Origin of the sequence: Pseudomonas urmiensis (genome assembly GCF_014268815.2) — a bacterium.
Lineage (GTDB): Bacteria > Pseudomonadota > Gammaproteobacteria > Pseudomonadales > Pseudomonadaceae > Aquipseudomonas > Aquipseudomonas urmiensis.
This window is the reverse complement of the sequence record NZ_JABWRE020000001.1, coordinates 703,467-729,533: the sequence shown is the minus strand read 5'-3', so window position 1 is coordinate 729,533 and position 26,067 is coordinate 703,467. Positions and strand designations below refer to the sequence as shown.

27 protein-coding genes are annotated in these 26,067 nt (G+C 63.6%); 21 read left to right on the top strand and 6 right to left on the bottom strand.

Going from position 1 to position 26,067, the window contains the following annotated elements; all coding sequences use genetic code 11:
- Nucleotides 1-42: 42 nt before the first annotated feature.
- Nucleotides 43-222 carry a CsbD family protein gene (locus tag HU737_RS03370; protein WP_186557440.1) on the bottom strand — a complete coding sequence of 60 codons (180 nt, stop codon included), beginning with the start codon at nucleotides 220-222 and terminating at the stop codon, nucleotides 43-45.
- A gap of 243 nt (nucleotides 223-465) precedes the next feature.
- On the opposite strand from HU737_RS03370, the gene HU737_RS03365 reads away from it, so the two are divergent.
- Together HU737_RS03365 and HU737_RS03360 are read left to right on the top strand one after the other, a co-directional pair.
- Nucleotides 466-1,938, top strand: coding sequence for a right-handed parallel beta-helix repeat-containing protein (locus HU737_RS03365; protein WP_186557441.1), 1,473 nt, complete (start codon nucleotides 466-468; stop codon nucleotides 1,936-1,938).
- Between the two features lie 162 nt (nucleotides 1,939-2,100).
- The gene (locus HU737_RS03360) at nucleotides 2,101-2,481 is read left to right on the top strand and encodes a hypothetical protein (protein ID WP_186557442.1); all 381 of its coding nucleotides are present in this window, start codon (nucleotides 2,101-2,103) and stop codon (nucleotides 2,479-2,481) included.
- Here the strand turns inward: HU737_RS03360 and HU737_RS03355 are convergent, their stop codons facing one another.
- The 3 genes from HU737_RS03355 to HU737_RS03345 all read right to left on the bottom strand — a co-directional run bounded on the left by HU737_RS03355 (nucleotide 2,482) and on the right by HU737_RS03345 (nucleotide 4,736).
- A complete protein-coding gene (locus tag HU737_RS03355) occupies nucleotides 2,482-3,318 on the bottom strand; it encodes a CvfB family protein (protein ID WP_186557443.1) in 837 nt (278 codons plus the stop codon).
- A gap of 126 nt (nucleotides 3,319-3,444) precedes the next feature.
- The gene (locus tag HU737_RS03350) at nucleotides 3,445-4,461 is read right to left on the bottom strand and encodes a glycosyltransferase family protein (protein WP_186557444.1); all 1,017 of its coding nucleotides are present in this window, start codon (nucleotides 4,459-4,461) and stop codon (nucleotides 3,445-3,447) included.
- 125 nt (nucleotides 4,462-4,586) lie between these two features.
- A complete protein-coding gene (locus HU737_RS03345; protein WP_186557445.1) occupies nucleotides 4,587-4,736 on the bottom strand; it encodes a hypothetical protein in 150 nt (49 codons plus the stop codon).
- Between HU737_RS03345 and HU737_RS03340 the strand changes: the two genes are divergently transcribed.
- The gene (locus tag HU737_RS03340; RefSeq protein ID WP_186557446.1) at nucleotides 4,735-5,604 is read left to right on the top strand and encodes a DUF6279 family lipoprotein; all 870 of its coding nucleotides are present in this window, start codon (nucleotides 4,735-4,737) and stop codon (nucleotides 5,602-5,604) included. The genes HU737_RS03345 and HU737_RS03340 overlap by 2 nt on opposite strands.
- A gap of 15 nt (nucleotides 5,605-5,619) precedes the next feature.
- Here HU737_RS03340 and aceK read toward each other — a convergent pair whose 3' ends face one another.
- Nucleotides 5,620-7,338, bottom strand: a complete 1,719-nt coding sequence (aceK, locus tag HU737_RS03335; protein ID WP_186557447.1) for a bifunctional isocitrate dehydrogenase kinase/phosphatase — start codon at nucleotides 7,336-7,338, stop codon at nucleotides 5,620-5,622.
- Nucleotides 7,339-7,624: 286 nt separating this feature from the next.
- On the opposite strand from aceK, the gene HU737_RS03330 reads away from it, so the two are divergent.
- The 18 genes from HU737_RS03330 (at nucleotide 7,625) to HU737_RS03245 (ending at nucleotide 25,026) form a co-directional block, all read left to right on the top strand.
- Nucleotides 7,625-8,509, top strand: a complete 885-nt coding sequence (locus HU737_RS03330) for a DMT family transporter (RefSeq protein WP_186557448.1) — start codon at nucleotides 7,625-7,627, stop codon at nucleotides 8,507-8,509.
- Nucleotides 8,510-8,904: 395 nt separating this feature from the next.
- Nucleotides 8,905-9,741 carry an ABC transporter ATP-binding protein gene (locus HU737_RS03325; protein ID WP_225915656.1) on the top strand — a complete coding sequence of 279 codons (837 nt, stop codon included), beginning with the start codon at nucleotides 8,905-8,907 and terminating at the stop codon, nucleotides 9,739-9,741.
- Between the two features lie 31 nt (nucleotides 9,742-9,772).
- A complete protein-coding gene (locus HU737_RS03320; protein ID WP_186557450.1) occupies nucleotides 9,773-10,774 on the top strand; it encodes an ABC transporter substrate-binding protein in 1,002 nt (333 codons plus the stop codon).
- 30 nt (nucleotides 10,775-10,804) lie between these two features.
- Complete coding sequence (locus HU737_RS03315; protein WP_186557451.1) at nucleotides 10,805-11,581, top strand: ABC transporter permease; 777 nt, start codon at nucleotides 10,805-10,807, stop codon at nucleotides 11,579-11,581.
- Nucleotides 11,578-12,345 (top strand): SDR family oxidoreductase, encoded by a 768-nt coding sequence (locus HU737_RS03310; RefSeq protein WP_186557452.1) that lies wholly within the window; start codon nucleotides 11,578-11,580, stop codon nucleotides 12,343-12,345. The genes HU737_RS03315 and HU737_RS03310 overlap by 4 nt, the downstream gene beginning before the upstream one ends.
- Nucleotides 12,346-12,360: 15 nt before the next feature.
- On the top strand, nucleotides 12,361-12,900 hold the full coding sequence (locus HU737_RS03305) for a cupin domain-containing protein (RefSeq protein ID WP_186557453.1): 540 nt from the start codon (nucleotides 12,361-12,363) through the stop codon (nucleotides 12,898-12,900).
- A 4-nt stretch (nucleotides 12,901-12,904) separates the two neighbouring features.
- Nucleotides 12,905-13,876: an alpha/beta fold hydrolase gene (locus tag HU737_RS03300; RefSeq protein WP_186557454.1), complete on the top strand. Its 972-nt coding sequence runs from the start codon at nucleotides 12,905-12,907 to the stop codon at nucleotides 13,874-13,876.
- Nucleotides 13,873-14,700: an IclR family transcriptional regulator gene (locus HU737_RS03295; RefSeq protein WP_186557455.1), complete on the top strand. Its 828-nt coding sequence runs from the start codon at nucleotides 13,873-13,875 to the stop codon at nucleotides 14,698-14,700. The genes HU737_RS03300 and HU737_RS03295 overlap by 4 nt, the downstream gene beginning before the upstream one ends.
- Nucleotide 14,701: 1 nt before the next feature.
- Nucleotides 14,702-15,499, top strand: a complete 798-nt coding sequence (locus HU737_RS03290) for an SDR family oxidoreductase (protein WP_186557456.1) — start codon at nucleotides 14,702-14,704, stop codon at nucleotides 15,497-15,499.
- Nucleotides 15,492-17,174: a thiamine pyrophosphate-binding protein gene (locus HU737_RS03285; RefSeq protein ID WP_186557457.1), complete on the top strand. Its 1,683-nt coding sequence runs from the start codon at nucleotides 15,492-15,494 to the stop codon at nucleotides 17,172-17,174. Before HU737_RS03290 ends, HU737_RS03285 begins: the two co-directional genes overlap by 8 nt.
- Nucleotides 17,175-17,184: 10 nt before the next feature.
- Entirely contained in the window at nucleotides 17,185-17,988 is an 804-nt protein-coding gene (locus HU737_RS03280; protein ID WP_186557458.1) for an aspartate dehydrogenase, read from the top strand.
- A 10-nt stretch (nucleotides 17,989-17,998) separates the two neighbouring features.
- A complete protein-coding gene (locus tag HU737_RS03275; protein WP_186557459.1) occupies nucleotides 17,999-19,489 on the top strand; it encodes an aldehyde dehydrogenase in 1,491 nt (496 codons plus the stop codon).
- Complete coding sequence (locus HU737_RS03270) at nucleotides 19,486-20,454, top strand: VOC family protein (protein ID WP_186557460.1); 969 nt, start codon at nucleotides 19,486-19,488, stop codon at nucleotides 20,452-20,454. Before HU737_RS03275 ends, HU737_RS03270 begins: the two co-directional genes overlap by 4 nt.
- 10 nt (nucleotides 20,455-20,464) lie before the next feature.
- Nucleotides 20,465-20,692 carry a recombinase-like helix-turn-helix domain-containing protein gene (locus tag HU737_RS03265; protein ID WP_186557461.1) on the top strand — a complete coding sequence of 76 codons (228 nt, stop codon included), beginning with the start codon at nucleotides 20,465-20,467 and terminating at the stop codon, nucleotides 20,690-20,692.
- 20 nt (nucleotides 20,693-20,712) lie between these two features.
- Complete coding sequence (locus HU737_RS03260; protein WP_186557462.1) at nucleotides 20,713-21,747, top strand: Rieske 2Fe-2S domain-containing protein; 1,035 nt, start codon at nucleotides 20,713-20,715, stop codon at nucleotides 21,745-21,747.
- 22 nt (nucleotides 21,748-21,769) lie between these two features.
- Nucleotides 21,770-22,729 (top strand): PDR/VanB family oxidoreductase, encoded by a 960-nt coding sequence (locus HU737_RS03255; RefSeq protein ID WP_186557463.1) that lies wholly within the window; start codon nucleotides 21,770-21,772, stop codon nucleotides 22,727-22,729.
- 448 nt (nucleotides 22,730-23,177) lie between these two features.
- Nucleotides 23,178-24,407, top strand: a complete 1,230-nt coding sequence (locus tag HU737_RS03250) for a putative porin (RefSeq protein ID WP_186557464.1) — start codon at nucleotides 23,178-23,180, stop codon at nucleotides 24,405-24,407.
- A 148-nt stretch (nucleotides 24,408-24,555) separates the two neighbouring features.
- Nucleotides 24,556-25,026, top strand: coding sequence for a DUF4265 domain-containing protein (locus tag HU737_RS03245; protein WP_186557476.1), 471 nt, complete (start codon nucleotides 24,556-24,558; stop codon nucleotides 25,024-25,026).
- Between the two features lie 36 nt (nucleotides 25,027-25,062).
- Here HU737_RS03245 and HU737_RS03240 read toward each other — a convergent pair whose 3' ends face one another.
- Nucleotides 25,063-25,956, bottom strand: a complete 894-nt coding sequence (locus HU737_RS03240; protein ID WP_186557465.1) for a DMT family transporter — start codon at nucleotides 25,954-25,956, stop codon at nucleotides 25,063-25,065.
- Between the last annotated feature and the right edge of the window lie 111 nt (nucleotides 25,957-26,067).

Here is a 26,067-nt window from a genome sequence, read left to right as displayed (position 1 = left end):
AACGGCCACCTATAGGCAGCCGTTTTCCTACACGGCAGTCGGTCAAGGCTTCTTCACGGCATCCTTTACTTCGCCAACCTTTTGCTGAATCTCTCCCTTGACCTCTTGGGCCTTGCCTTCGCCCTTGAGCTTTTCGTTACCGGTGACCTTGCCAACGCCCTGCTTGATGTTACCCACCGCTTCGTTGGCCAAACCTTTAGCTTTGTCTTTGGTGCCACTCATGGGGAAATCTCCTTGAGGCAAAGACACGAGAAAACGTGTCGACATAGGATCGACTCATGCCCCTTGGCCAGAGTTTCAATTGATTTGCTGATCGCCCACCCAACGGCAATCAGCGGGCGAATACCGCACCGATTCAGCCGCACTGCCTGCGCAAGCGGGTACAGCTTCCCTAGAATCCCTGCAAACGGCCGCCCACCGCAGGTGGCCCATTGATAACAACAACAGTTTTGGAATCCCGCACCCATGCGCTTAATGCCTGTGCTGGCAGCCTTGCTGCCGCTGCTTCCCCTACCGGCCCTGGCCACGCCCCAGATTACCCCGCAAACCTTGCAGGTCGACCGCTACGCCGATGACGGTGAGCCCGGCAGCTTGCGCTGGGCGATCGAGACCAACAATGAAAACCCTGGCCGCTACCAGATCGACATCGCGGCGGTCGGTCAGCCGCCCTATGTCATCAAGCCCAACCGCGCCCTGCCTGAAATCAAAGGCCCGGTGCGCATCACCGGCCTCTCCTGGGCACGCGACGGCCAGTACATTGCCATCGATGGCTCCGGCTACATCAAGGACCAAGGCGTCCGCACCTGCCCTGGCGCCCTGCCCGGCCAGTTCGGCACCAACGTGCGCACCACCACCCACCCAGGGCTGGTCCTGCGCGACACGCAAGGGGTGCAGATCAGCGGGCTGGAGGTGCGTAACTTTTGCATTGGCATCCTGGTCAACCGCGCCAGCGGCAACGTCATCGAAGACAACCGCATCGTTGCCAACAAAGGCGGCGCCGGGATCATGCTCACCGGCGATGACGGCGCCGGTAACCCCACCGCCACAACCACGAACAACAACAAGGTCTTGCGCAACCAGCTGATCGACAACGGCGACGGCCTCGAGCTGACCCGCGGTGCCGCGTTCAACCTGGTGGCCGACAACCTGTTCCGTTCGACCGCGGCCAATCCTGAACCCTCGCAAGGCATCGAAATCTTGTTGGGTAACGACAACAGCGTGGTGCGCAACCGCTTCGAGAACTACTCCGACGGCCTGCAGATCAATTGGGGCAAGCGCAATTACCTGGGTGCCAACACCTTCAGCGGCAACTCCATCGGCGTCAGCGTGACCGGCGAGGGCAATATCCTCGATGGCAACCTGATCCACGGTAACCGCATCGGCGTGGCCCTGCGCCCGGAACCAGACACTACCCGCACGCGCCTGACCGCCAACCGCATCTGGGCCAACAGCCAGGACATTCGCCGCTGCGAGGCGGGCGGCTCGTGTGTCGCCGATCAGCGCACCGGTGCGATCATCTTCGGTGTGCCGGCCCAGGCCCATGCACTGTATGTCGGTTCGCGCGGCGTCGGGGCGGATTTGCCCAAGGCCGAGCAAGCGATCATCTGTGACGCCAAGGGTGAGCCCAAGCCTTGCCAGCCGCTGCCTAATCACAACCAGCAGCCACCGAGGCTGACCGCCTTGCGTAATGAGGTGGTACGCGGCGAGGTGCAGGGGCCTGCGTCGAGCCTGTTGCGCATCGAGCTGTTCGGCAATGCCACTGCCCACGCCACGGAAGCGGAGCAGTTCCTGGGGGAAGTGCTGGTCAACAGCGATGCACATGGGCGGGCGCAGTTTGCCCAGTTGCTGGAGAATGCCGCGGGGTTGCACAGTTTTACCGCGACTGTGACGACTGCTGATGGGGCCACTTCGGAGTTGAGTCAGCCGTTAAAGCGCTAAGGCGGCTGACGCTATCGCGGGGCAAGCCCGCTCCCACGCCACCCAGAGCTGAAAGGTAGCGCAGGAGCGGGCTTGCCCGCGAAACGGCCGGTATGCCTTGCTCGGTTTCCTGCCACCCCGCACAATGTCAGGTCATCCAAGCGTCAACCCGCAGGAACCTGCATGAAACTCGACAAACCCACCGCCATCGCCCGGCGCAACCAAGCGTTGGCCCGGCCGGTGCTCAACAGCGACAACTCCCTGTTCGCCATTCTCGACACCAAGCGCAACCTGTGGTGGTTCGAGGTGCCGATGGCGCTGCTGCGCAAAGGCCAGCCCGACTGGGTCAACCTGCTGCTGCACACCCCCGAATCCGATGAGCTGCAGCACCTGAAGGTGCCGATCAACTTCCTGCGTGCCCATCAAGAGCAAATGGAAGTGCGCAAGCCCGGCAAGCGTCGCTCGACCATCAGCCTGGCGCTGAGCGCCGACCGCGACTCACTGTTGCGCGACACCCGCCCGGGCGGCGAGCAACTGGACTTCCGCCCGTTCGTGCAGGTCTGATCAGACCCGTTCGATGCGATCGTCATGGATGACGATCCGGCCCGCCTTGAACAACGCGCCAATGGCCTTCTTGAAGTTGCCCTTGCTGACGTTGAACAGCTTGCTGATCAGCTGCGGATCGCTCTTGTCACACACCGCCAGGGTGCCGCCTTCTGCTTCCAGGCGCGCCATGATCTGCTCTTGCAGGGTATCGGCCAGGGCTTGGCCGACCGGCTGCAGGCTCAGGGCGATCTTGCCGTCGTGACGCACTTCCTTGATGAAGCCCTTCTCGTGCATGCCCGAGCGCAGGAACTTGAACACCTCGTTCTTGTGGATCAGGCCCCAATGGCGGTTGTTGATGATCGCCTTGAAGCCCATCGGCGTCTCGCCCGCCACCAGCAGCTCGACCGGCTGGCCCACCGCATACTCGGCCGGGGTGCGGTCCAGGTAACGGTCCAGCCGCGCCGTGGCGGTGATGCGCCGGGTGCGTTTGTCCAGGTAGGCGTGGATCACGCAGTAATCGCCAATTTTCAGCGGCTGCTGCTCTTCGGAATAAGGCATCAGCAGGTCTTTGCTCAGCCCCCAATCGAGGAAGATACCGGCGCCGTTGATGTCCTTGACCTTGAGGCTGGCGAATTCGCCGACCTGCACCTTGGGCTTCTCGGTGGTGGCGATCAACTGGTCTTCGCTGTCCAGGTAGATGAACACGTTGAGCCAGTCGTCGAGCTCGGTCGGCGTATCCTTGGGAATGTAGCGCCGCGGCAGGAGGATCTCGCCATCCGCGCCGCCATCCAGGTAAAGACCGAATTCGACATGTTTGACGATTTGCAGACTGTTGTAGCGCCCAAGTAGAGCCATGTGTGAAAAACCCTCATCACAAGGCACCCAGTCAGTGGACGCCTTGTCGATTGATGCCCGGGCCACGGGGCCAGGGCTGATATGCGTGGTGAAAGGTGCAGGCTGAGCGCGTGTTCGCCAGCGCAGTCAGTCAGCCAGTTTGGCCCGACGCTCGGCAAATGCACGAAAATCCCGGTCCTGCCCCCATAATTTTTCCAACTGAGCCCGCTTCTTTTGACTCGGCTGCTGCTTGTCGAGTGCCGCCAGGGCCTTGCCCCACCACACTTCTCGACAAGCCTTCAGATAAGCGCCAGGGCGAGGCGTGCGGCCCAGCAGGTAATACCTGCCGATCTTGCGCAGGTCTGGGTGCAACCGCCACAGCTTGCACTTGTTGGCTACCCTGTCGACCAGGCCCAGGGGCGGTATATGGCTTGGCACCTCGCCTGACGCTTCCACCAAGGCCTGACTGAAGTGCTCCCCATGCGTCTGGAAAAACAGCTTCAGCATCGCGTGGTGGTAGTCCTTCTGCGAATAGTAGTGGTGCACGCAGTCGCGTGCCTCAGCTACCTGCTTGTCCGCCAGCACGAATGAAACGGCAATCTGTTCCAGCGTATGCAACTGAGTGTGCAGGTGCGCCCACTGGTCGATCAGGCCAATGGCTTGATCCATTTGTGCCACACCCTGCGCGGTCATCCCGCAAATGCCACTGTTATACAACCGCAGGCTGGCGGGCGGAGTACCGCCGCTGGCCGCTAGTTGGCTGACCAGCCCGGTGTAATCCTTGCGCTTGGATGCTTCGCGCCAGAGGAACTCGAACTGATCCATCACACACTGATCATCGCTCACACGCTCGAACAGCGCGGCCGGATCGCGGAGGAAAATGGTGTCGGTATCAACGAAAATAGACTTGCGCGCAAGCTCCAGACCCAGGCGAATGGCACAGGCCTTGCGGCGATGAACATACCCTGCAGTGCCCATCCAGTCGGCGAGCGTCGCCTCATCCAATGCCACCACGCGAACCGGCCAGCCAGCCAATGCCTGTGGCTGATCAGTAAGCACGGTAATGCTGAAGCTCTCGCGATGGGTCTGATGACGTAGGGCGGACAGGATGCTGAACTGCGCTTCTTGCCGGTAAATACTTTTTTTACCGTACAAGAAGTACAACAAGTGATTCGGTTGCATAAAACCCAGGTACCAATGCTTTGCGTTGGCTACACGCCAAACCTCGGCATGATGCCATATCCGGCCCAGAGCCTCCAGACGAGCGCTTGGATAGGGGCCTACGCCGGTCAGAAATCCCTGCACTGATCAATCACTGCGCCAATCACGGTGGCCGGATCTATAGTGACAGCAACGACCACCGGGGATTGATCCAGAGGAACCGCCACGGGCACCGGCGCGTCTACACCCTGGCCAGTCTTCAGCAAGGATTCGCTCATGCTCAAGCGCCTGACCAAAGCCCTGCGCCCTATCTTGATCGGCCTCAGTGTTGTCGTGGCCGTCGTCGCCTGCAGCCGCATCGACCTGGCCTATCGCAACCTCGACACCTTGGTGCCGTGGTCGCTGGGCGACTACCTGGACATGAACCGCGAGCAAAAAACCTGGCTCGACCAGCGCTTGCAGCAGCACCTGGCCTGGCACTGCAAGACCCAACTGCCAGGCTATCTGGACTGGTTGGACAAGATGCGCGAGATGGTCGCCCGTGACCAAGTCACCGATCAAGCCCTGCAGCAGCGCACCGCCGAAGCGCGCCAGGCGATTGCTCGGGTCACCGAGGCGATCACCCCATCGGCCACCGAGCTGCTGCGCGGCATGAACGATGCGCAAGTCGAGGAGATGCGTCAGGCGTTCAGGGAGGATATCCGCGAACGTCAGAGCAAATACGTCGAAACGCCACTACCCAAGCAAATCCAGAACCGCGCCAACCGCATGGAGAAACGCCTGACACCCTGGCTGGGAGAGCTCAACGCGGCCCAACGCCAGCGCGTCATGAGTTGGGCGCAGGCCCTGGGCGACCAGAACCGCCAGTGGATCGCCAACCGCGCCCACTGGCAGCAGCAGTTGGTGCTGGCCATGGAGCAGCGTGCCACGCCCAACTTCGAACCGCGCCTGGCGCAGTTGCTGCAACGTAAGGAAAGTCTGTGGACGCCGGAGTATCGCGCCGCGTTTCAGAACTCCGAGTTGCAAGCGCGTAGCTTGTTGGTCGACTTGATGCGCGAAAGCAGCCCTGCCCAGCGCCAGTACTTACAGGAGCGGTTGGTCAAGGTGCGCACCAGCTTCAGTGAGCTCAAGTGTTTGAAAGGTTAATGGACTGTCAGCTAATTACCTTTGCTTACGCCGATACGGAAACACATCGATCACCTTGCCGCCCTCGATCGCCGCCTGCAGCCCCTTCCAGTAATCGGCGTCATACAACTCGCCATGCAAACGGCTGAACAACCTGCGCTGGCCGATATCGGCAAACAGAAACGGCGGAAACTCTTCAGGAAATACATCGTGGGGGCCAATCGAATACCACGGCTCACCTGACATCTCATCTTCCGGGTAGCGCGGCGGCGGGATATGGCGAAAATTCACTTCGCTCAGATAGCAGATCTCGTCGTAGTCATAGAACACCACACGGCCATGGCGGGTGACGCCAAAGTTCTTCAGAAGCATGTCACCGGGAAAGATATTGGCCGCAGCCAGCTGCTTGATCGCCAACCCATAATCTTCCAGCGCCTCCAGCACCTGGGCTTCGCTGGCCTGCTCCAGATACAGGTTGAGCGGGGTCATGCGCCGTTCGGTCCAGCAGTGGCGGATCAGCACCGTATCGCCTTCCAACACCACGGTGGAGGGCGCCACCTCGAGCAATTCCGCGAGGCACTCAGGCTCGAACTTGCCCTGCGGAAAACGAAAATCGGCGAACTCCTGGGTATCGGCCATGCGTCCGACCCGGTCGACGCTCTTCACCAGGCGATACTTGTCGATCACCGTGGCGCGGTCGACAGTTTTCGACGGCGAGAAGCGGTCCTTGATCAGCTTGAATACCGTATTGAAGCCCGGCAGGGTAAACACCGTCATCACCATGCCACGCACCCCTGGCGCCATGATGAAGCGGTCGTCGGTACTGGCCAGGTGGTTGATCAATGCCCGGTAGAATTCCGACTTGCCATGCTTGTAGAACCCGATCGAGGTATACAGCTCGGCAATGTGCTTACCGGGCAAGATGCGCTTCAAGAAAGTGACGAACTCCGCTGGCACCAGCACATCGACCATGAAGTACGAGCGGGTGAACGAGAAGATGATCGACACCTCGGCTTCATCGGTGATCAAGCCATCGGCCTCGATGCCATGCCCCTCGCGGTGCAACAGCGGGATGACCAGCGGCCACTGCTCATCCTGGGTATACAGGCGTCCGACCAGATAGGCACCTTTGTTGCGATACAACACCGGTGAGAACAGCTCGATGGCCAGCGCCGGGTCTTTGCACACCCAATCCGGCAGACAGTCGCGCAACTGCTCCTCCAGCCGTACCAGATCACCTTCCAGGTCGCCATAGGCAACGCTGAACGGGTAATCCGCGAACAGCGCCCGCAGCAGCCCCTTGAGGCCGCCTTCACCGAGTCGATAGGTTCGGGTTTGCGCCGCACGCTCGTGGCTGCGCATCGCCGGCCGGGTGGTGTGGATGAACATGCAGCCATCGCTGATCTGGTCGTGACTGAACAGGCTGCAGAACAGCGAGTTGTACCAGGTCTCGGACAGCTCATCGTCCAAACGCGGATCGATCAGGCGGATGTAGGCGCTCTTAACCAACGGCCACTGCTCGACGTCCAGCAACACGTCTTCATCGAAGGCATCGCGCAACCAGCCATTGACCTCGCCCACCTTCGACTCATACAGATTGATACGCGCAGCGGCAGCGCGCTGGATCTGCTGCCACTGCGCCTGCTCGAAGCGCTCGCGGGCACCCAGGGTGATGCGGCGAAAGTGCTCGCGGTAGTTGTCGAAGCCATCGAGGATCATCCGGGCGATCTCGCTGGCCGGCCAGTGCTGGGTCATACAAGAGCCTCCGCGCGGGGTTCAAGCGCTGAGCTTAGCCACTCTGCGCCTGTTTGGTGAACTCCAGGCCACTATCGCGGGGCAAGCCCGCTCCCACGTATGCGCTGTGCAGGCTGGGATGTGGCGTGGAAACTGGCACCACGCTCTTCGCCGCGCAGAATGGCGTGGGAGCGGGCTTGCCCCGCGATAGCGCCCTCAAAATCACAGATATACATAGCAAGAAAGCACAAGAACCGCTCAGCCCCGTGCCGTACACTGCCGCCCTGCCCTGTTGCCGGAGACCGTTGTGAGCCCCATCGCCCTTGCCCGCCTGTTGACCCTTGCCGCCGTCTGGGGCGCGAGCTTTCTGTTCATGCGCATCATCGCCCCCGAGCTTGGCACCGTGCCGACCGCGTTCTTTCGGGTGTCGATCGCCTGCCTGGGGCTGATCGCCATCCTCGCCGTGGCGCGGGTGCGCTGGGACTTCAACGGCAAACTCGGCGCCTGCCTGGTGCTGGGGATGATCAACTCGGGGATCCCAGCCACCTTTTATTCAGTAGCAGCACAAGTGCTACCGGCGGGCTATTCGGCAATCTTCAACGCCACCACGCCGCTGATGGGCGTGCTGATTGGCGCCTTGTTCTTCCGCGAACCGATGACCGTGCTCAAGCTGTGCGGGATCTTCCTCGGCCTGTTCGGCGTCGGCATTCTCAGTGGTGCTGGCCCAGTGGCGTTGGATCTGGCCCTGCTGCAAGGGGCGCTGGCCTGCTTGGCGGCGACCACTTGCTACGGCTTTGCCGGGTTCCTCGCCCGCCGCTGGATCAGTGGGCTGGACAGCCGCCTGTCGGCGCTGGGCAGCATGCTCGGCGCCACCTTGATGATGACCCCACTGTTCGCCTGGAGCGCCCTGAGCCAACCGCCGGCCAGCTGGGGTGGCTGGCAGGTGTGGCTGTCGCTGCTGGGCCTGGGCCTGCTGTGCACGGCGTTTGCCTACATTCTGTATTTCCGCTTGCTGGCCGAGATTGGGCCGGTCAAGGCCAGTACCGTGACCTTCCTGATTCCGGTGTTTGGCGTGCTGTGGGGGGCGTGGCTGTTGGACGAATCGCTGTCCATGGGCCACCTGTATGGTGGGGTGTTGATTGGCTTGGCGTTGTGGTTGGTGCTCAAGCCGGCGCGAAAGACGCCGCAGTAATCGTGCCTGGGGCTGCTTCGCAGCCCTTCTCGGGCAAACCCGCTCCCACAGGGCTAGCGCCGCTCTCAAGGTTGACGCTAAAGAGCGAGCTTTGCCCGCGCCTTCCCATCCTGCGTTTCACCCATGAAACCAGCCTTTCTCCTCTCGTTACCGCAAATGCCCAACTGCCTCGCATTGATCAATTCAGATGCGCAGTTGCTGTGCATATTTGTGCCACATAAAAAACCATGTTTCATATATAAAACAATAGCAACTTTGCCAAAAAACACTAACCCATTAATAAATATAGACTTTTAATTAACATTAGAATTTTCCTATAACTGGCATTGTTCATGCACTAAACCGCGTATCACCTATAAAACAGACCAGAGAACTCTCCCATGGCTGTGAAAGAGATGTACGCAATCGCCCCGCAGTGGAATACCCCGCGCTCCAAGGACGATCAGGCGCCGGCGGAAATCGAATTCCGCAACGTTGGCAAGGCTTTCAAGGCCAAGGGCCAGGCCGAGGCGCCGTTTGCCATCCGTGACGTCAACTTCAAGATCCGCCGTGGTGAAGTGGTGTCGATCATCGGCCCGTCCGGCTGTGGCAAGAGCACCATTCTCAATATGGGCTCTGGTCTGTACCGCCCCACCGAAGGGGAGGTTATGGTCAGCGGTGAAGCGGTCAACGGTCCGGTGCCGAAAGTCGCCTTCATGCTGCAAAAAGACCTGCTCATGCCCTGGCGCAGCATTCGTCGCAATGTCGAGCTGGGCCTGGAGATCCAGGGCATGGCCGCCGCCCAGCGCAAGTCGATTGCCGAAGATCTGCTCAATCGCTGCCACCTGCAAGGCTTTGCCGACCATTACCCGTTCCAGCTGTCCGGTGGCATGCGCCAGCGCGCAGCCCTGGCGCGCACCCTGGCCATCGACCCACAGGTGCTGTTTCTCGACGAGCCGTTCTCGGCGCTCGACGCGCAGACCAAGATGATCCTCCAGCAGGACCTGGCGCGGATGCTCTTCGAGGAGAAAAAGACCGCGCTGTTCATCACCCACGACCTGGTCGAGGCCATCGCCCTGTCCGACCGCCTGCTGGTGATGAGCGCCCGCCCCGGCACCATCATCGAAGAAATCGAGATCGACCTGCCGTTTCGCGACAACCCGCTGGAGCGCCGCAAGCTGCCGGAAATCGGCCCGCTGGCTGGCCGCCTGATGGATCTGCTGAAGGTCGGCGAAGACCTCGACCTGCACTGATCGACGCCCCACTCATCACTTGGGAGTTAGCATGTTCACCACCTCTATCAAGCGCGTGGCCCACACCGCCCTGGCCGCCCTCGCCCTGAGCCTGACCGTCCAGGCCCAGGCCGCACCGACCAAGGTCACCTATCTGCTACCCGCGCCGCCGAGCCTGCCGGCCTTCGCCCCGTGGATCATCGCCAAGGAAAAGGGCTACTACCAGGCGCAGGACCTGGACCTGACCTTCATCGCCGCCAAGGGCGGTGTTGATGTCGCCAAGCAGATCGGTGCTGGCAATTCGCTGGTCGGCGGCGCCATCGGTGACACGCCGATCATCGTGCGCCCCAATGGCATCCCGGTGCGCGCCGTGGCTGTGCTCGGCGGCGGCGGGGTGACCATGATCGCCACCAACGCCGACGAGAGGATCCGCTCGATCCGCCAGCTCAAGGGCAAGACCCTGACCGTGATGTCGTACTCCGACACCACCTACTACGCCCTGCTCGCCTCGCTGCGCAAGGCGGGGCTGAACAAGGACGATGTCGATATCCAGGCCGCTGGCCCCTCGGGCGTGTGGCAGCTGTTCTCGGCCAACAAGGCCCAGGCCATGGCCGGCGTGCCGGACTGGGTGATCAACGCCGAGGACGCCGGCCTGAAGTATGAGTTGATCCCGCGCGAGCAAGTGTTCGAGAGCATGGCCCAAGCGATCCTGGCGTCCGACGACGCCATCGAAAACCACCCGCAGATCGTCCGCGGCGTGGTCCAGGCCACCCTGCGCGGCCTGCAGGACATCATCGACGACCCCAAGGCCGCCGCCGCCAGCTTCGCCCGCGCGGTGCCCGCCTACGCCGGCAAAGAAGCCTCGCTGGAGAAAACCCTGCGCCTGTACGTCGAGTACGTCTATGCCGGCCAGCCGGTGCTAGGCCGCATCGACCCGGCGCGGCTGGATGCAGTGCGCAAGTTCTATGTCAGCGAAGGCATCGTGCCGCGCGAGCCCAAGCTCGACGAGCTGTACAGCAACCAGTTCATCGAAACCAGCACTGCGGCCAAGTGACCGCGTGGATAACGACAAGGTAATCGCCCGATGAGAAACCTCAACCCGTCCGTCGCCGGCAGCGTGGCCCTGCTGGTGCTGTTCCTGGTGCTCTGGCAATGGGGCCCGGGGCTGCTCGGCATGCCGGAGTTCGTCATGCCGCAACTAAGCCGCGTGGCCCAGGAAGGCCTGCTGATGTGGCAGTCCGGCAACCTGCTCGAACACACCCTGATCACCGCCTTCGAGATCATCGTCGGCTTCGCCCTGGGCGCCCTGCTGGGGGTGGCCATCGGCGTCTCGCTGGGCTTGTCGCCATCGGCAGAAGCGATGCTCTCGCCATACATCCTGGCGCTGCAGATCGCGCCCAAGGTGGCCTTCGCCCCGCTGTTCGTGATGTGGCTGGGCTACACCATCTACCCGAAGATCCTCATCGCCATCCTGATCGTGTTCTTCCCGGTGATGATCAACGTGCTCTCGGCGATTCGCACGGTCGACCCGGACATGATCAACCTGGTGCGCACCATGAACGCCAGCCGCTGGCAGATCTTCCGCCTGGTCGAGTTCCCTTCGGCGATGGCCGCGCTGTTCTCCGGCTTGCGCATCGCCTCGACCCTGGCGGTGATCGGCGTCACCGTCGGCGAGCTGGTCGGCGGCAACCAGGGCCTGGGCTTCTTGCTGGTCGATGCCGAAGGCCAGGGCAACACCGCTGGGGTGTTCGTCGCCATCGTCATGCTCACCCTGATCGGCGTGCTGGCCTACGGCGCGGTGGTCTGGGCCGAGAAACGCGTTCTGCACTACCTCCCCAAAGCCATGTTGAGTACCCAATGATGAGCTCCTTCAACAACTTGCTCGAAGGCCGCCGCGTATTGGTCACCGGTGGCGCCCGTGGCCTGGGCTATGCCTTCGCCCAAGCGATCGCCCAGGCCGGCGCCCGAGTGGTAATCGCCGACGTGCTCGCCGGGCGTGTGCAACAAGCGGCCTGCGAACTGAGCGAACGGGGCCTGGATGTCAGCGGGGTCACCCTGGACCTGGCCAGCCCAGACTCCATCGACGCCTGCATGGAACGCACCGTCAAGCGCCTGGGCGGCCTCGATGGCCTGGTCAACAACGCCTCGATCACCAACTCCGGCGGCAAGAGCTGTGAACAGCTGGACATCGAAACCTGGGACCAGGTCATGCAGGTCAATGTGCGTGGCACCTGGCTGATGACCCGCGCGGCCCTGCCGGCACTGCGCGAAAGTGGCCGGGGCGCGGTGATCAACCTGGCCTCCGACACGCCGTTGTGGGGCGCGCCGAACCTGCTCGCCTATGTCGCCAGCAAGGGCGCGGTGATCGCCATGACCCGCAGCCTGGCTCGCGAGCTGGGCAACGCCAACATCACCGTCAACGCCATCGCCCCCGGCCTGGTGCTGGTCGAGGCCACCGCCTACGTGCCCGAGGCCCGTCACCGCCTGTACACCGAACAACGCGCGATCCAGCGCCCGCAACTGCCCGATGACGTCAGTGGCGCGGTGCTGTTCGCCCTGTCCGACCTGTCGCGTTTCATCACTGGACAAACCCTGCCGGTCAACGGCGGGTTCGTCATGCCCTGAGCAAGGAGACTGTTCATGACCGACCTTAATCTGCAACACGCCACCCCGAAAACCTGGGAGCGCCCCGCCGGAGCCGACCTGGCCAGCTGGATGCAGACCCGCATCGCCCGCTACCAGACCCGCCGCTACGACTGGGACGCGCTGAAGTTCCAGGCCGACTACGACCCCAAGTTCCGCCGCGCACAGATGCGCTATGTGGGCACTGGCGGCACCGGTGTGAACAGCGACATGAACACCATCCCGTCCGAGCACTTCACCTTCTCCACCATGGTCATCCCGGCGGGCCACGAAGGCCCACCGCACCTGCATACCGACGTGGAAGAGGTGTTCTTCGTCCTGCGCGGCAAGCTCAAGGTGATCATCGAGAAAGACGGCGAGCGCTTCGAGACCATCCTCACCGACCGCGACCTGATTTCGGTGCCGCCAGGGGTGTACCGCGAAGAGATCAACATCGGTGACGAAGACGCGCTGATGTGCGTGATGCTCGGCGCCAAGAAGCCGGTCACCCCCACCTATCCGCCAGCCCACCCGCTGGCCTCGATCAAGCGCGGGTAAGCCGATGACAACGGTCACCGACAACCTCCTGGCGCCGCTGCTCGGCCAACTCGAGCAGCGCTTTTGCGAACGCCTGCTGCGTCTGCACGACGGTCAGCAAGCGCTGCGCGAAGCCGGCAGTGGCGAGGCCGTGGTGCTGCTGCATGGCATCGGCTCGGGCGCCGCCAGTTGGCTGCAGGTGGCCCTGGGTTTGAGCGAGCGGGCGCGGGTGATTGCCTGGGATGCACCCGGCTACGGCCAGTCGGCGCCGTTGCCGATGGCCAAGCCCAGTGCCCAGGACTACGCCGGGCGGCTGTTGCAGATGCTGGATGCCCTGGGTATCGAGCGCTGCCTGCTGGTCGGCCACTCGCTCGGCGCACTGACCGCCGCTGCATTTGCCCAGGCTCATCCGCAACGGGTCAGCCGCCTGGTATTGCTCAGCCCCGCACGCGGTTACGGCGCGCCGGAGCTGGCCGAACAGGGCCGAGTGGTGCGCGACAAGCGCTTGCATAGCCTGGAGCTGCTGGGCATTGCGCAGCTGGCCCGCGAACGCAGCGCGCACTTGCTGTCGCCCAGCGCCAGCGCAATGGCCCTGGCTTGGGTGCAGTGGAACATGGCGCGGCTGTTGCCCCACGGCTATCGCCAGGCCATCGAGCTGCTGTGTGGCGATCACCTGCTGCGCTATGCGCCTGGCAGTGCTGACGCTATCGCGGGACAAACCCGCTCCCACGCAGCCCGCCGTAGCGTTGCGTGGGAGCGGGCTTGCCCCGCGACAGCGCCGGAACGGACAGCAGATACGCCACCCTGCGAAGTGCACTGCGGCAGCGTCGACGGCATCACCCGCCCTGACGACTGCCAGGCCCTGGCGCAAAGCCTGGGCGCCCCTTTCAGCCTGATTGTCGGTGCCGGCCACGCCTGCGCCATCGAACAACCACACACCGTGATCGGGCTACTGGCCCGGGCACTGGACGCCTCTCTCACAGGTAGCGTGCTATGAACGATACGGATTCGTTAAAGGAAAACCAGGACAAGTACATCGTCCCTGGCCTGGAACGCGGCCTGCTCCTGCTGTGCGAATTCAGCCGGCAGAACCGCACCCTGACCGCCCCCGAACTGGCCCGGCGGCTGTCGCTACCGCGCTCGACCATCTTCCGTCTGCTGACCACCCTGGAAACCATGGGCTTCGTCACCCGCAGCGGCAACGAGTACCGCCTGGGCATGTCGGTGCTGCGCCTGGGCTTCGAATACCTGGCCTCGCTGGAGCTGACCGAATTGGGCCAGCCGCTGCTGGCGCGGCTGTGCGATCACCTCAACTACCCAAGCAACCTGGTGGTGCGCGATGGCCGCTCGATCGTCTACGTGGCCAAGGTCTCGCCGCCGTCGGTGTTCTCCAGCGCGGTCACCGTCGGTACTCGCCTGCCGGCCCATGCCACGGTACTGGGGCGCATCCTGCTGGCCGACCTGAGCCTGAACGAGCTGCGCGAGCTGTACCCGGAAGAACATCTGGAACAGTTCTCGCCGTGCACACCAAAGACCGTGCTGGAGCTGTTCGACCTGGTTCAGGCCGACCGCGTGCGCGGTTACGTCAACGGCGAAGGCTTCTTCGAATCGACCATCTCCACGGTCGCCGCGCCGGTGCGCGACGCCAGCGGCCAGGTGGTCGCCGCGCTCGGCCTGACCATCCCCACCGTGCAGATCGGTCACGTCAATTTCGCCAACCTGCTCGGCCAGGTACGCGGCAGCGCCGATGAGTTGTCGCGGCTGCTCAACTACACCCCCAACGCAGGCCACGGCCGCGTCACCGCGCTGATGAGGGACTGAGATGAATCCCTACCAACTTCATGAGCGCACGGCGATCGTCACCGGCGGCTCGTCCGGCATCGGCTACGCCTGCGTCGAACTGCTGCTCGAAGCCGGCGCGCGGGTGGCCTTCTGCGGCCGCAATCAAGACCGCCTGCACAGCGCCGAAGCGCGCCTGCGCCAGCGCTTCCCCCAGGCGCAACTGCTGGCCCAGGTGTGCGACGTACTCGACGCCCAATCCGTGCGGGCTTTTGCCGCCGCCAGCCTGGCCGCGCTCGGCCCGGCCCAGGTGCTGGTCAACAACGCCGGGCAAGGCCGCGTGTCGACCTTTGCCGACACCAGCGACGAGGCCTGGAACGAGGAACTGCAGCTTAAATTCTTCTCGGTGATCAACCCGGTGCGCGCTTTCATGGCTCAGTTGCAGGGCCAGCCGAATGCCTCGGTCGTCTGCGTCAACTCGCTGCTGGCCAGCCAGCCCGAGCCGCACATGGTCGCCACTTCCGCGGCGCGTGCCGGGCTGAAGAACCTGGTGCGCTCGATGGCGTACGAGTTCGCCGAACACGACATCCGGGTCAACGGCATTCTTATCGGCCTGGTCGAATCCGGCCAATGGCGCCGCCGCTTCGAAGCCCGCGAGGAGCGCGAACTGGACTGGTCGCAATGGACCCAGCAGCTCGCCCAACGCAAACACATTCCCCTGGGCCGCCTGGGCCTGCCGAGAGAAGCGGCGCAGGCGATCCTGTTCCTCGCCTCACCGCTGTCGGCCTACACCACTGGCAGTCATATCGATGTATCCGGAGGCCTGTCCCGCCATGCGTAACGAAAACACTGTCACCGTCGGTGCCGTGATCACTGCGTTCCTTGAGCAATGCGAGGTCAAGGCGGCCTTCGGCGTGATCTCGATCCACAACATGCCGATCCTCGATGCCTTCGCCGTACGCGGCAACATCCGCTTCGTCATGGCCCGCGGCGAAGCCGGGGCGACCAACATGGCCGATGCCTATGCGCGCAGCAGCGGCGGCCTGGGCGTGTGCCTGACCTCCACCGGCACCGCCGCCGGCAACGCCGCCGGGGCGATGGTCGAAGCGCTGACCGCCGGCACCCCGCTGCTGCACATCACCGGGCAGATCGAAACGCCGTACCTGGACCAGGAGCTGGCCTACATCCACGAAGCGCGTGATCAACTGACCATGCTCAAGGCGGTGTCCAAGGCGGCATTCCGCGTACGCAGTGTCGAGACCGCCCTGAGTACCCTGAAGCTGGCCGTGCAGACGGCCCTGACCGCGCCGACCGGCCCGGTCAGCGTGGAGATCCCGATCGACATCCAGTCGACCTACATCCCCATGCCCAGCGACCTCTCGCCGCTGCCGATCCCGGTCGCCGCACCTGCCGCAGAAGCGCTCGACCTGGTCGCCGAACGCCTAGCCAGCGCCACCCGCCCGCTGCTTTGGCTGGGCGGCGGCGCGCGCCATGCCGGCGCGCAGGTCAAGCGCCTGCTGGACATGGGCGTCGGCGTGATCACCTCGACCCAGGGCCGTGGCGTGGTCAACGAAGACGATGAGCGCTGCCTGGGCGCGTTCTCCCAGAACAAGCTGGTCGAAGGCTTCATGCAGACCTGCGATGCGCTGGTGGTGGCCGGTTCGCGCCTGCGCAGCAACGAAACCTTCAAGTACGCCCTGAAACTGCCGCGCACCACCCTGCGCATCGACGTCAACCCGGCCATCGAAGGCCGCAGCTACCCCAGCGACCTGTTCATCTGCGGCGATGCGGCGCTGGCCCTGGATGGCCTGGCCGACCGCCTGCAAGGGCGGCTGAACATCGACCCCAACTTCCTCGCTGAACTCAAGGTGGTGCGCGAGCAAGCGCGCAAGCAGCTGGTCGCCGACCTTGGCCCGTACTCGGCGATGGTCGAGCAGTTGCAGGCGCAGACCGGGCGCAACTTCACCTGGGTGCGCGATGTGACCCTGTCCAACAGCATCTGGGGCAACCGCCTGCTCAACCTGTATCACCCGCTGTCTGGCGTACACGCCCTGGGCGGCGGTATCGGCCAAGGCCTGGCGATGGGCATTGGCGCGGCGGTAGCGGCAGCGGAAACCGCGCCGGGGCGCAAGGTATTCGTCCTGGCTGGCGATGGCGGCTTCATCCTCAACCTCGGCGAGCTGGCGACCCTGGTCCAGGAAAAGGCCAACGTGGTCATCCTGCTGATGAACGACCAGCGCTACGGCGTCATCCGCAACATCCAGGACGCCATCTATGGCGCCCGCCACGCCTACGTCGAACTGCACACCCCGGACTACAGCAAGCTGGCCGAATCGCTCGGCCTGCGCCATGGCCTGGTCAGCGACCTGAAGGATTTCGGCAGCGTGCTCGATGGCGCCCTTGGCGAACAAGGCCCGTTCCTGCTGGAAGTCGACATGCTCAGCGTCGGCGGCTTCGCCACCCAGTTCGCAGGCCCGCCCAACAGCGAAACCAAGGCGCAGAAGGCCACCGCCTGAGGAGTCTGTCATGTTGCATATCACCATGATCGGCTGTGGCGCGATTGGCGTCGGCGTACTCGAACTGCTGGAGCAAGACCCGCAGCTGTGCGTCGACGCGGTGATCGCCTCGGCAGGTTCGGCAGAGCTGGTGCGCCAGCGCCTGGCCAGTTTCCGCCAGCCACCCCAGGTGCTCACCGCGCTGCCGGCCGATGCGCGCCCCGACCTGCTGGTCGAGTGCGCCGGCCACAAGGCCATCGAAGAACACGTGCTGCCGGCCCTGGAGCGCGGCATCGCCTGCCTGATCGTCTCGGTCGGTGCGCTGTCCGAGATCGGCCTGGTCGAACGCCTGGAAGCGGCAGCGGCGCGCGGCAACACCCGCATCGAGCTGCTCCCGGGAGCAATCGGCGGCATCGATGCGCTGTCGGCCGCCAAGGTCGGTGGCCTGGACTCGGTCGACTATATCGGGCGCAAGCCAGCACGGGCCTGGAAGAACACCCCGGCCGAGCAGCTGTGCGAGCTGGACAGCCTCAGCGAGCCGACCGTGATCTTCGAAGGCAGCGCCCGTGAAGCGGCGCGGCTGTATCCGAAGAACGCCAACGTCGCCGCGACCCTGTCGCTGGCCGGCCTGGGCCTGGACCGCACCCGGGTGACGCTGATCGCCGACCCGCTGAGCGAGGACAACGTCCATCAGTTTCAAGCCCGTGGCGCCTTCGGCGGCTTCGAGATGAGCCTGCGCGGCAAGCCGCTGCCGGCCAACCCGAAGACTTCGGCGCTGACCGTCTACAGCGTGGTTCGCGCCCTTGGCAACCACGCCCATGCCATTTCCATCTAGGGGACTGTCAATGACACTGGAACAGACCTTACCCATCTGCATCGCCGGCACCTGGCGCCTGGGCGCTGGTGAGCGCTACGCCAGCTGCTATCCGGCCACCGGCGAGCCTGTGGCCTGGCTCAATGCCGCCAGCCTGGACGATGTCGAGGCCGCTGTGCAGGGTGCGCACCAGGCCTACGTGCACAGCGGCTGGGCCCAGCGCAAACCGCACGAACGCGCCGCCGTGCTGTACCGCATCGCCGAGCTGATTCGCCAACGCGCCGAAGAACTGGCCCAGCTGCAACGCCAGGACAACGGCAAGCCGATCAACGAAACCCGCGCCCTGGTCGCCAGTGCCGCCGGCACCTTCCAGTTCTTCGCCGCAGCGTGCGAAACCCTGGAAGAAACCATCACCCCCTCGCGTGGCGACTTCCTCAGCATGAGCGTCTATGAGCCGATGGGCGTGGTCGCGGCGATCACGCCGTGGAACTCGCCCATTGCCAGCGAAGCGCAGAAGGTCGCCCCGGCCCTGGCCGGGGGCAATGCGGTGGTGATCAAACCGGCGGAGATCACCCCGCTGCTGGCCCTGCAACTGGCCCAGATCTGCGAGGACGCCGGCCTGCCCAAGGGGCTGATCAGCGTGCTGCCGGGCAAAGGTTCGCTGCTCGGCGATGCCCTCACCCGCCACCCGCTGGTCAAGCGTGTGTCGTTCACCGGCGGCACCCGCACCGGCAAGCACATCGCCCATATCGCCGCCGACAAGATGATGCCGGTATCGCTGGAGCTGGGCGGCAAGTCGCCGACCATCGTCCTCGACGACGCCGACCTCGACCACGCCGTGGCCGGGGTGCTGTATGGCATTTTCAGCTCCTCGGGCGAGGCGTGCATCGCCGGCTCCCGGCTGTTCGTCGCCCGCGCCCTGTACGAGCCTTTCATGACTCGCCTGAGCGCTGCCGCCGCACAACTGCGCCTGGGTGATCCGGCCGATGAGCGCACGCAGATGGGCCCGCTGATCAGCGCCGCTCACCGCGAGTCGGTCGAGCGCTACGTGGCCCTGGGCCTGGCCGAAGGTGGCCGCCTGCGCCTGGGCGGCGAGCGCCCCAGCGGCGGCGTGTTCGACCAGGGCTACTTCTACCCGCCGACCATTCTCGAAGGCCTGGGCAATCACCAGCAGGTGTGCCAGGAAGAAATCTTCGGCCCGGTGCTGGTGGCCCTGCCCTTCGACAGCGAAGAGCAATTGATCGAGCAGGCCAACGACAGCCTGTATGCCCTCGCCGCTGGCATCTGGAGCCGCGACTACAAGCGCGCCTGGGCCCTGGGGCGCAAGTTGCAGGCCGGCACGGTGTGGATCAACACCTACAAGCAGTTCTCCATCTCGACCCCGTTCGGCGGCTGGCGCGACAGCGGCCTGGGCCGTGAAAAAGGCCGTCTGGGCATCCTGCAATACATGGAACAGAAAAGCCTCTACTGGGGCATGAACCAACAGCCGCTGGCCTGGGCCGGCGTGGAGGCAGGGCAATGAGCGTACTGGGCATCGACGAAGTCACCTATGGTGTGGAAGACCTCGACAGCTGCGTGCGGTTCTTCGCCGACTGGGGCCTGAGCAAGGTCAGCGAGCAACCCGACCAGGTGATCTTCGAAACCCTCAATGGCTGCCGGGTGGTGCTGGCGGCCATCGACAAACCCGGCCTGCCGCCGGCCATCGAGCCCGGTTCGACCGTGCGCGAAGTGGTCTGGGGCGTGGCCAGCCAGGCCGATCTGCAGCTGTACAGCCAGCGTATTGCCAACGACCCAGGCTTTGTCGAAGGTGACGGGCGCATTGGCTGCACCGACCCCAACGGCCTGGCGATCCGCCTGCAGGTCACCCGCAAGCGCGCGCTGGACATCGAATGCAGCGGCCACAACACCTGGCAGAGCAAAGGCCGGATCAACAAGCCGGCGCCAGTCTACGAACGTGCCACTCCCATCGAAGTGGGCCATGTGGTGTTCTTCGTCAAGGACGTCAACGCCTGCGAGGCCTTCTACCACGAGCGCTTCGGCTTCCAGGCCTCGGACCGCTACCCCAACCGCGGCGCCTTCCTGCGCACCGCCGAGGAAGGCGGTCACCACGACCTGTTCATGCTGCAGTTGCCAGCGCCCCGCGCCGGGCTCAATCACGTCGCCTTCACCGTGCGCGACCTGCATGAAGTGTTCGGCGGCGGCATGCACATCTCGCGCTGCGGCTGGGCCACTGAAATCGGCCCGGGCCGCCACCCGGTGTCGTCGGCGTTCTTCTGGTACTTCAAGAACCCAGCCGGCGCCCTGGTCGAGTACTACGCCGATGAAGACCAACTGACCGGCGAATGGCAACCACGCGAATTCGAACCCGGCCCGACCGTGTTCGCCGAGTGGGCGATTGCCGGCGGCATCGATGGCAACACCCGGCGCCAGCAACACGTCGAGGCGCCACAAGGCAAATTCCTCACCGACAAGCCCAAGAACAACTGAGGTCGATCCCATGAGCACACCCGAGGTTTACCTGCAACCGCACCAGGCGCGCAAACGCCCCAACACGCCGTTCGAAGACCTGCTCGGCGACTCCATCGAACGCGCCTTCGGCAATGGCGTGAGCGAGCTGGGCGACTTGCTCGCCCACCTCAACCTGGCCGGCCCGCCCTGCCCGCTGACCAGCGGCGAGTGGACTGCAGAGGCCTACCAAACCCTGATGGCGCGGCTGGGCGCATGACCCACCGGAGGTAAAACAAAATGAATATGCACGTAACCGTCGACCCTGTTGAACAACACCTGGCCAATGGCCTGAAAGACCTTTGGTTCCCGGTCCTGCCGTCGGATCTGCTGAGCGATAAACCGGTGTCGATTCGCCGCCTGGGCTACAAGATCGCCCTGTGGCGCGATAACGACGGCAGCGTCCATGCCCTGGAAGACCACTGCCCGCACCGCGGCGCGCCGCTGTCGCAAGGGCCGGTGCTGGGCGATCGCCTGCAGTGCCCGTACCACGGCGTCGAAGTGCGCTACGACGGCACCGTGACCAAGGTGCCCGGCAGCCCTGGCTGCAAGCTCGAAGGCAGCCGACCGACGCGGATGTTCCATACCCGTGAAGCGGCAGGCGCAATCTTTTTGTTCAACGCCACCGACCCGCACCTGGAGATGCCACCCGAGCTGGTGCTGCCCGAGCAGCTGACTTCGCCCGAGTGGAGCAGCTTCCTTTGCTACACCGAGTGGAAAGGCGACTACCGCTACGTGCTCGACAACGTCATGGACCCGATGCACGGCACCTACCTGCACAAGATGTCGCACTCGATGAGCGAGGGCGAGGCCACCGCCAAGTTCGTCACCCGCGACACCGAGCAGGGTTTCTTCTTCGAAAAAGAAGGCCAGCGCGGCGTCAACTTCGACTGGACTGAGTTCCTCGATAACGGCTGCCATTGGCTGCGCCTGGAAATCCCCTACCCGAAGACCGGCGGCCCAGGCGGCAACTTCACCATCATCGGCAGCTACACCCCAAGCAGCCGCGCCCTGTCGGCGGTATTCCACTGGCGCGCGCGGCCGCTGACCGGCTGGCAGCGTGACACCTGGCGCTTCCTCTACAAGAACCGCCTGGAAGCGCGCCACTGGGCGGTGCTGGAGCAGGACCGGGTGCTGCTGGAGTTCATGGAGTTCGACGCCAACCAGCGCGAGAACCTCTACCAGCATGACTTGGGCGTAGTGCGCCTGCGCCGCTACCTCAAAGGCAAGGCCAAAGAACAACTGGCCCTGATCGACGCAAAGCAACTGCCTTGAGCTATTGAACCTGAGGTGACCGATGTCCAACTCCTCCACCATCAGCGCGCTGGTGCACACCCTGCGCCATGAAGCCGAAGGGATCATCAGCGTCGAGCTGCGTCCCTGGGGCGATACCGTGTTCGCGCCGTTCGAGGCCGGCTCGCACATCGACCTGCATTTGCCCAACGGCTTGGTGCGCAGCTACTCGCTGCTCAACTCGCCGAGCGACCAAGGCCGTTATGTGGTCGGCATCCTGCGTGATCGCAACAGCCGCGGCGGCTCGCGCTTTGTCCACGAACACCTGCGCGTGGGCACAGAGCTGAAGATCTCCCAGCCGCGCAACAACTTCGCCCTCGACAGCCGCGCCAGCCACAGCGTGCTGGTGGCTGGCGGCATCGGCATCACGCCGATCTACTGCATGTTCCGCCAGTTGCTGGCGCTGGGTCGCTCGGCCGAGCTGATCTACTGCGCCCGCTCGCGTCGCGAGGCAGCGTTGCTGGAACAGATCGCCGAGCTCGGGGCCAAGGTGATCTATCACTTCAACGATGAAAAAGATGCCTTGCCGGATCTGCCCGGGTATCTGGCCGGGCGCCCGGCAGACACCCACTTCTATTGCTGCGGGCCGACGCCGATGCTCGATGCGTTCGAGAGCGCCTGTGAGAACTTGGGCTATGCGCATGCGCACATCGAGCGGTTCACTGCCGCCGAGTTACCGCCAGCGGAGGATGCCCAGGACAGCTACAGCGTCGAGCTGAGCAAGTCGGGCAAGACGCTGCATATCGAGCCAGGGTTGAACCTGCTCGATGTGTTGCTCGAGGCCGGTTGCGATATCGAGTACAGCTGCCGTGAAGGGGTGTGCGGGTCTTGCGAGACACGCGTGCTGGAAGGTGATATCGATCATCGCGATGGCGTGCTGACCAAGGCCGAGCGAGCGGCCAATGGCTCGATGATGGTGTGTGTTTCCGGGTGCAAGAGTCGCCGCCTGGTGCTTGATCTGTGAACTGACCCCATTGCTCGCACGCGCAGTTGACCGGCCCTTGGTGGCCGGTTTTTTTTGGCCCGATGAACGGGCCTCATCGCGGGGCAAGCCAGCACCGGGCTTCGTGGGAGCGGGCTTGCCCCGCGATGAGGCCACGCATCGTGCACTTATGCGCAATCTCTGGGCATTTACGTAACTGCTTTCAGGTGCTGTTTCGAGGGCGATACAAATTGCCGCGTTTCAAATATAAATAATTGTTTTAACTGATAATTTAATTAATTAACAACACTGGCACAAAACCTGCTCTAGCCCTTAGGCATTCACACTTGAAACACCGTATCGCCCCTAAAACAATAAAACCAACTCCACCCGTTATCCGCCGGTAAAAACAGGTTGCCTCGCACACATCCCACTGTGGATGACGCCCCCGTTTTGCCCGCAGAAACGCCCCAACCTTGCAGGGCATGGTATGAACAGATATGTGATAAGCCTCGGTCTGATCGTCAGCAGTTGTGCCAGCTTCGCCTCCGAACCCGGCCCAGCTGCCCCCGACCAACCGCCAGCGGTAAAAAAGCCATTCCCGCATATCGCCTGGCGCAGCGATGACGGCCAAAGCAGCCTGGATATCGGCGGCGCCCTGCGTATCAACTACCGCGACGAGCACTGGGACACCACCGAGAACAACGGTCGGTTCCTGTTCGACACTTTCCGCCTGGATGTCCAGGCCAGCCACCGGCAGCTGTTCAGCGATGTCGGCTACTGGTTCCAGGACGACGGCAAGCGTTCCATCGACCGTGGCTACATTGGCTATCGCTTCAACCCCCAGTCCAACCTGCAACTCGGTGCACCGTTCAAGCCGTTCGGCCTTGAGCCCTACCCACAGTTTGGCTGGAGCTACCACATCCCGTTCTTCATGGGTTACGGGGTCAGCGCTGGTACGGGCCTGAAGTACAGCTACAAGGATCAGGACTGGGACCTGCAACTGGGCTATTTCCCCCGCATGCTGCCCTCCAGCCTGCGCTACTCGCCGGAGGTCGGCCGCTATGCCGACCTCAACGACAACGCCGTGCCCTTCACCCAGTCGCGCCAGGACAACGAAAAGCGCAACCAGCTCAACGCCCGCGTTGCCCGAACCTTCACCGGCGAGGGCTGGAAGACCGAGATCGGCGCCTCGCTGGCCGCCGCCCAGCTGTACAACGCCACCACTGACGATGATGGCGACTATTGGGCAGGCGGTGTGCACGCCCTGTTCAATCATGGCCCCTGGACCGTGACCGGCCAGGCGATTCGCTATGAGTATGACCCGAGCAACCCCGCAGGGGTCAGCGACGATGCGGTGCTGATGGGCGGCAACGGCCTGACGCCGGCCTACCTGATCGCCTCGAAAGCAACCATTGCCGCGGTCAACCTGGGTTATGACGTGTACACGCCAAGGCTTGGCCAGCTGAAGAAGATCAAGCTGTACACCGACTACAGCCGGATGATGAAAGACAAAAGCGGCTGGGATGATTCGCAGATGTTCACGGTCGGGGCGCAGTTCCTGGCGATGCCGATCATGGCCTGGATCGACCTGACCTGGGCGCGCAACGCCAACCCATTTGGCGGGGCGGAAAATGGCACCGGCTGGACCAGTACCAGTTCCGTCGGCAGCAATGACTGGTACTACCGGACCAACATCAACATCGGCTACTACTTCTAAGTCGCTATCGCGGGGCAAGCCCGCTCCCATGCAGAACTCTACCTGGTGGTTCTGCATGGGAGCGGGCTTGCCCCGCGATGACGTCGCTACAGACACCCTGGCCAATCCGCCGTACGATGTCCAGCAGTCCACCCCTGCAGCCCCAACCATGACCGTCCAACCCCAGCCCCATTTCAAGAAAATCCTGTTTCGCCTGGAGCAGGACGCCCAAGGCTACCCACCCGCCTCGGTCGAGGGCCTGTGGGCCAAACAGGTCGACGCCGGCTACCTGATCGACAGCATCCCGTTTTATACCTACGGCATTGCACCCGGCGACACCATCAGCGTCACCGACGAGGGTGAGCAAACCTGGTTTGCCGCCCTGCACGGCAATGGCGGTGCATCGGTCTTTCGGATAGTGGTCAAGGCGCCAGGCGCGTTTGAACAGGTCCGCGCGGCCTTAAGCGATTTCGGCTGCCCCAGCGAAGTCGAGCAAGCCGTGAAGATGCTCGCCGTGCACGTGCCCCCAAGCCTGTCGCTCGATACCCTGCTCTACTACCTGTTGACCCAGCGCGAAGCCGGTACCCTGGAGTTCGAGGAAGGCGTGTTGCGCCACACCATCCCCGCAGAGTTTCTGTGATACCAGGCCATCGTCTGCCGATGGCCTGGCCAACCCTTACGCTTCTCGACTGGCCTGTGCCAGGCGCGTCGCAGGCTTCCTGAACACGAACAGCAAGCCGATCACGATCAGCCCCATCCCCAGCAAGCTCAGCGGCGCCAGGCGGTTACCGAAGATCAGCAAGTCCATCACCGCAGTCACAGCCGGCACCAGGTAGAACAGGCTTGTGACATTGACCAGGTTGCCCCGGGCGATCAGCCGGTAGAGCAACAGCGTCGCCAGCAGCGAGACCACCAGGCTCATCCACAACAACGCACCGATGAAGCCTGTGTTGAAATCCACCTCCAGGGTTTGCAACGGCGCGAACAACGCGCACAAAACAACCCCGGCCAGGTACTGCAACGGCAAGGTGCCCATGGGGTTGTCAGTGATGCGCTTTTGCAGGATCGAGCCAATGGTCATGCTCGCCAGCGCCAGCAAGGCGAACAGCATCCCGACCAGGGACACCCCGCCCAGGTTGATGCCCTGGTAGACCACCATGATCAACCCGGCCAAGCCCAAGCCCAGGCCGAACAAGCGGCTCCAGGAGCGCTGACGCTCCATCAGCACCACGGTGAGGATCGGTTGCACGCCCATCACCGTGGCCATCACCCCTGGGGTGACATGGGTACTCAACGCCAGCAGGTAGAAGATCTGGTAGGCGCCGAGCAACACGCAACCGGTGCCCAGGGCCTGCAGGATGGCCCGCAGTGAACGCGGCCAGCGCAGGCCCAGCAGCGGCCCGATCAGCAACAAGCCACACAGCGCCAAGGCTGAGCGCAACAAGAGAAACGCGAACGGGCTGGCATGCGCCAGGCCGAGTTTGGAGACGATCGCCCCGCTGCTCCACAGCAGGACGAACAGGCTGGTAGTGGCCGCCGAGGCCACGGATGCTTTATTGAAGACGAACATATGCCACCTGTATGCAGGCAAATAAGCCAAACGGCGGGCGTGTGCTTCAGCGAGCGAAGGTGCCGACCGTGTTCAGTAGCGTGCGGGTGCGGGAGGGTTCGGCAAGACGCC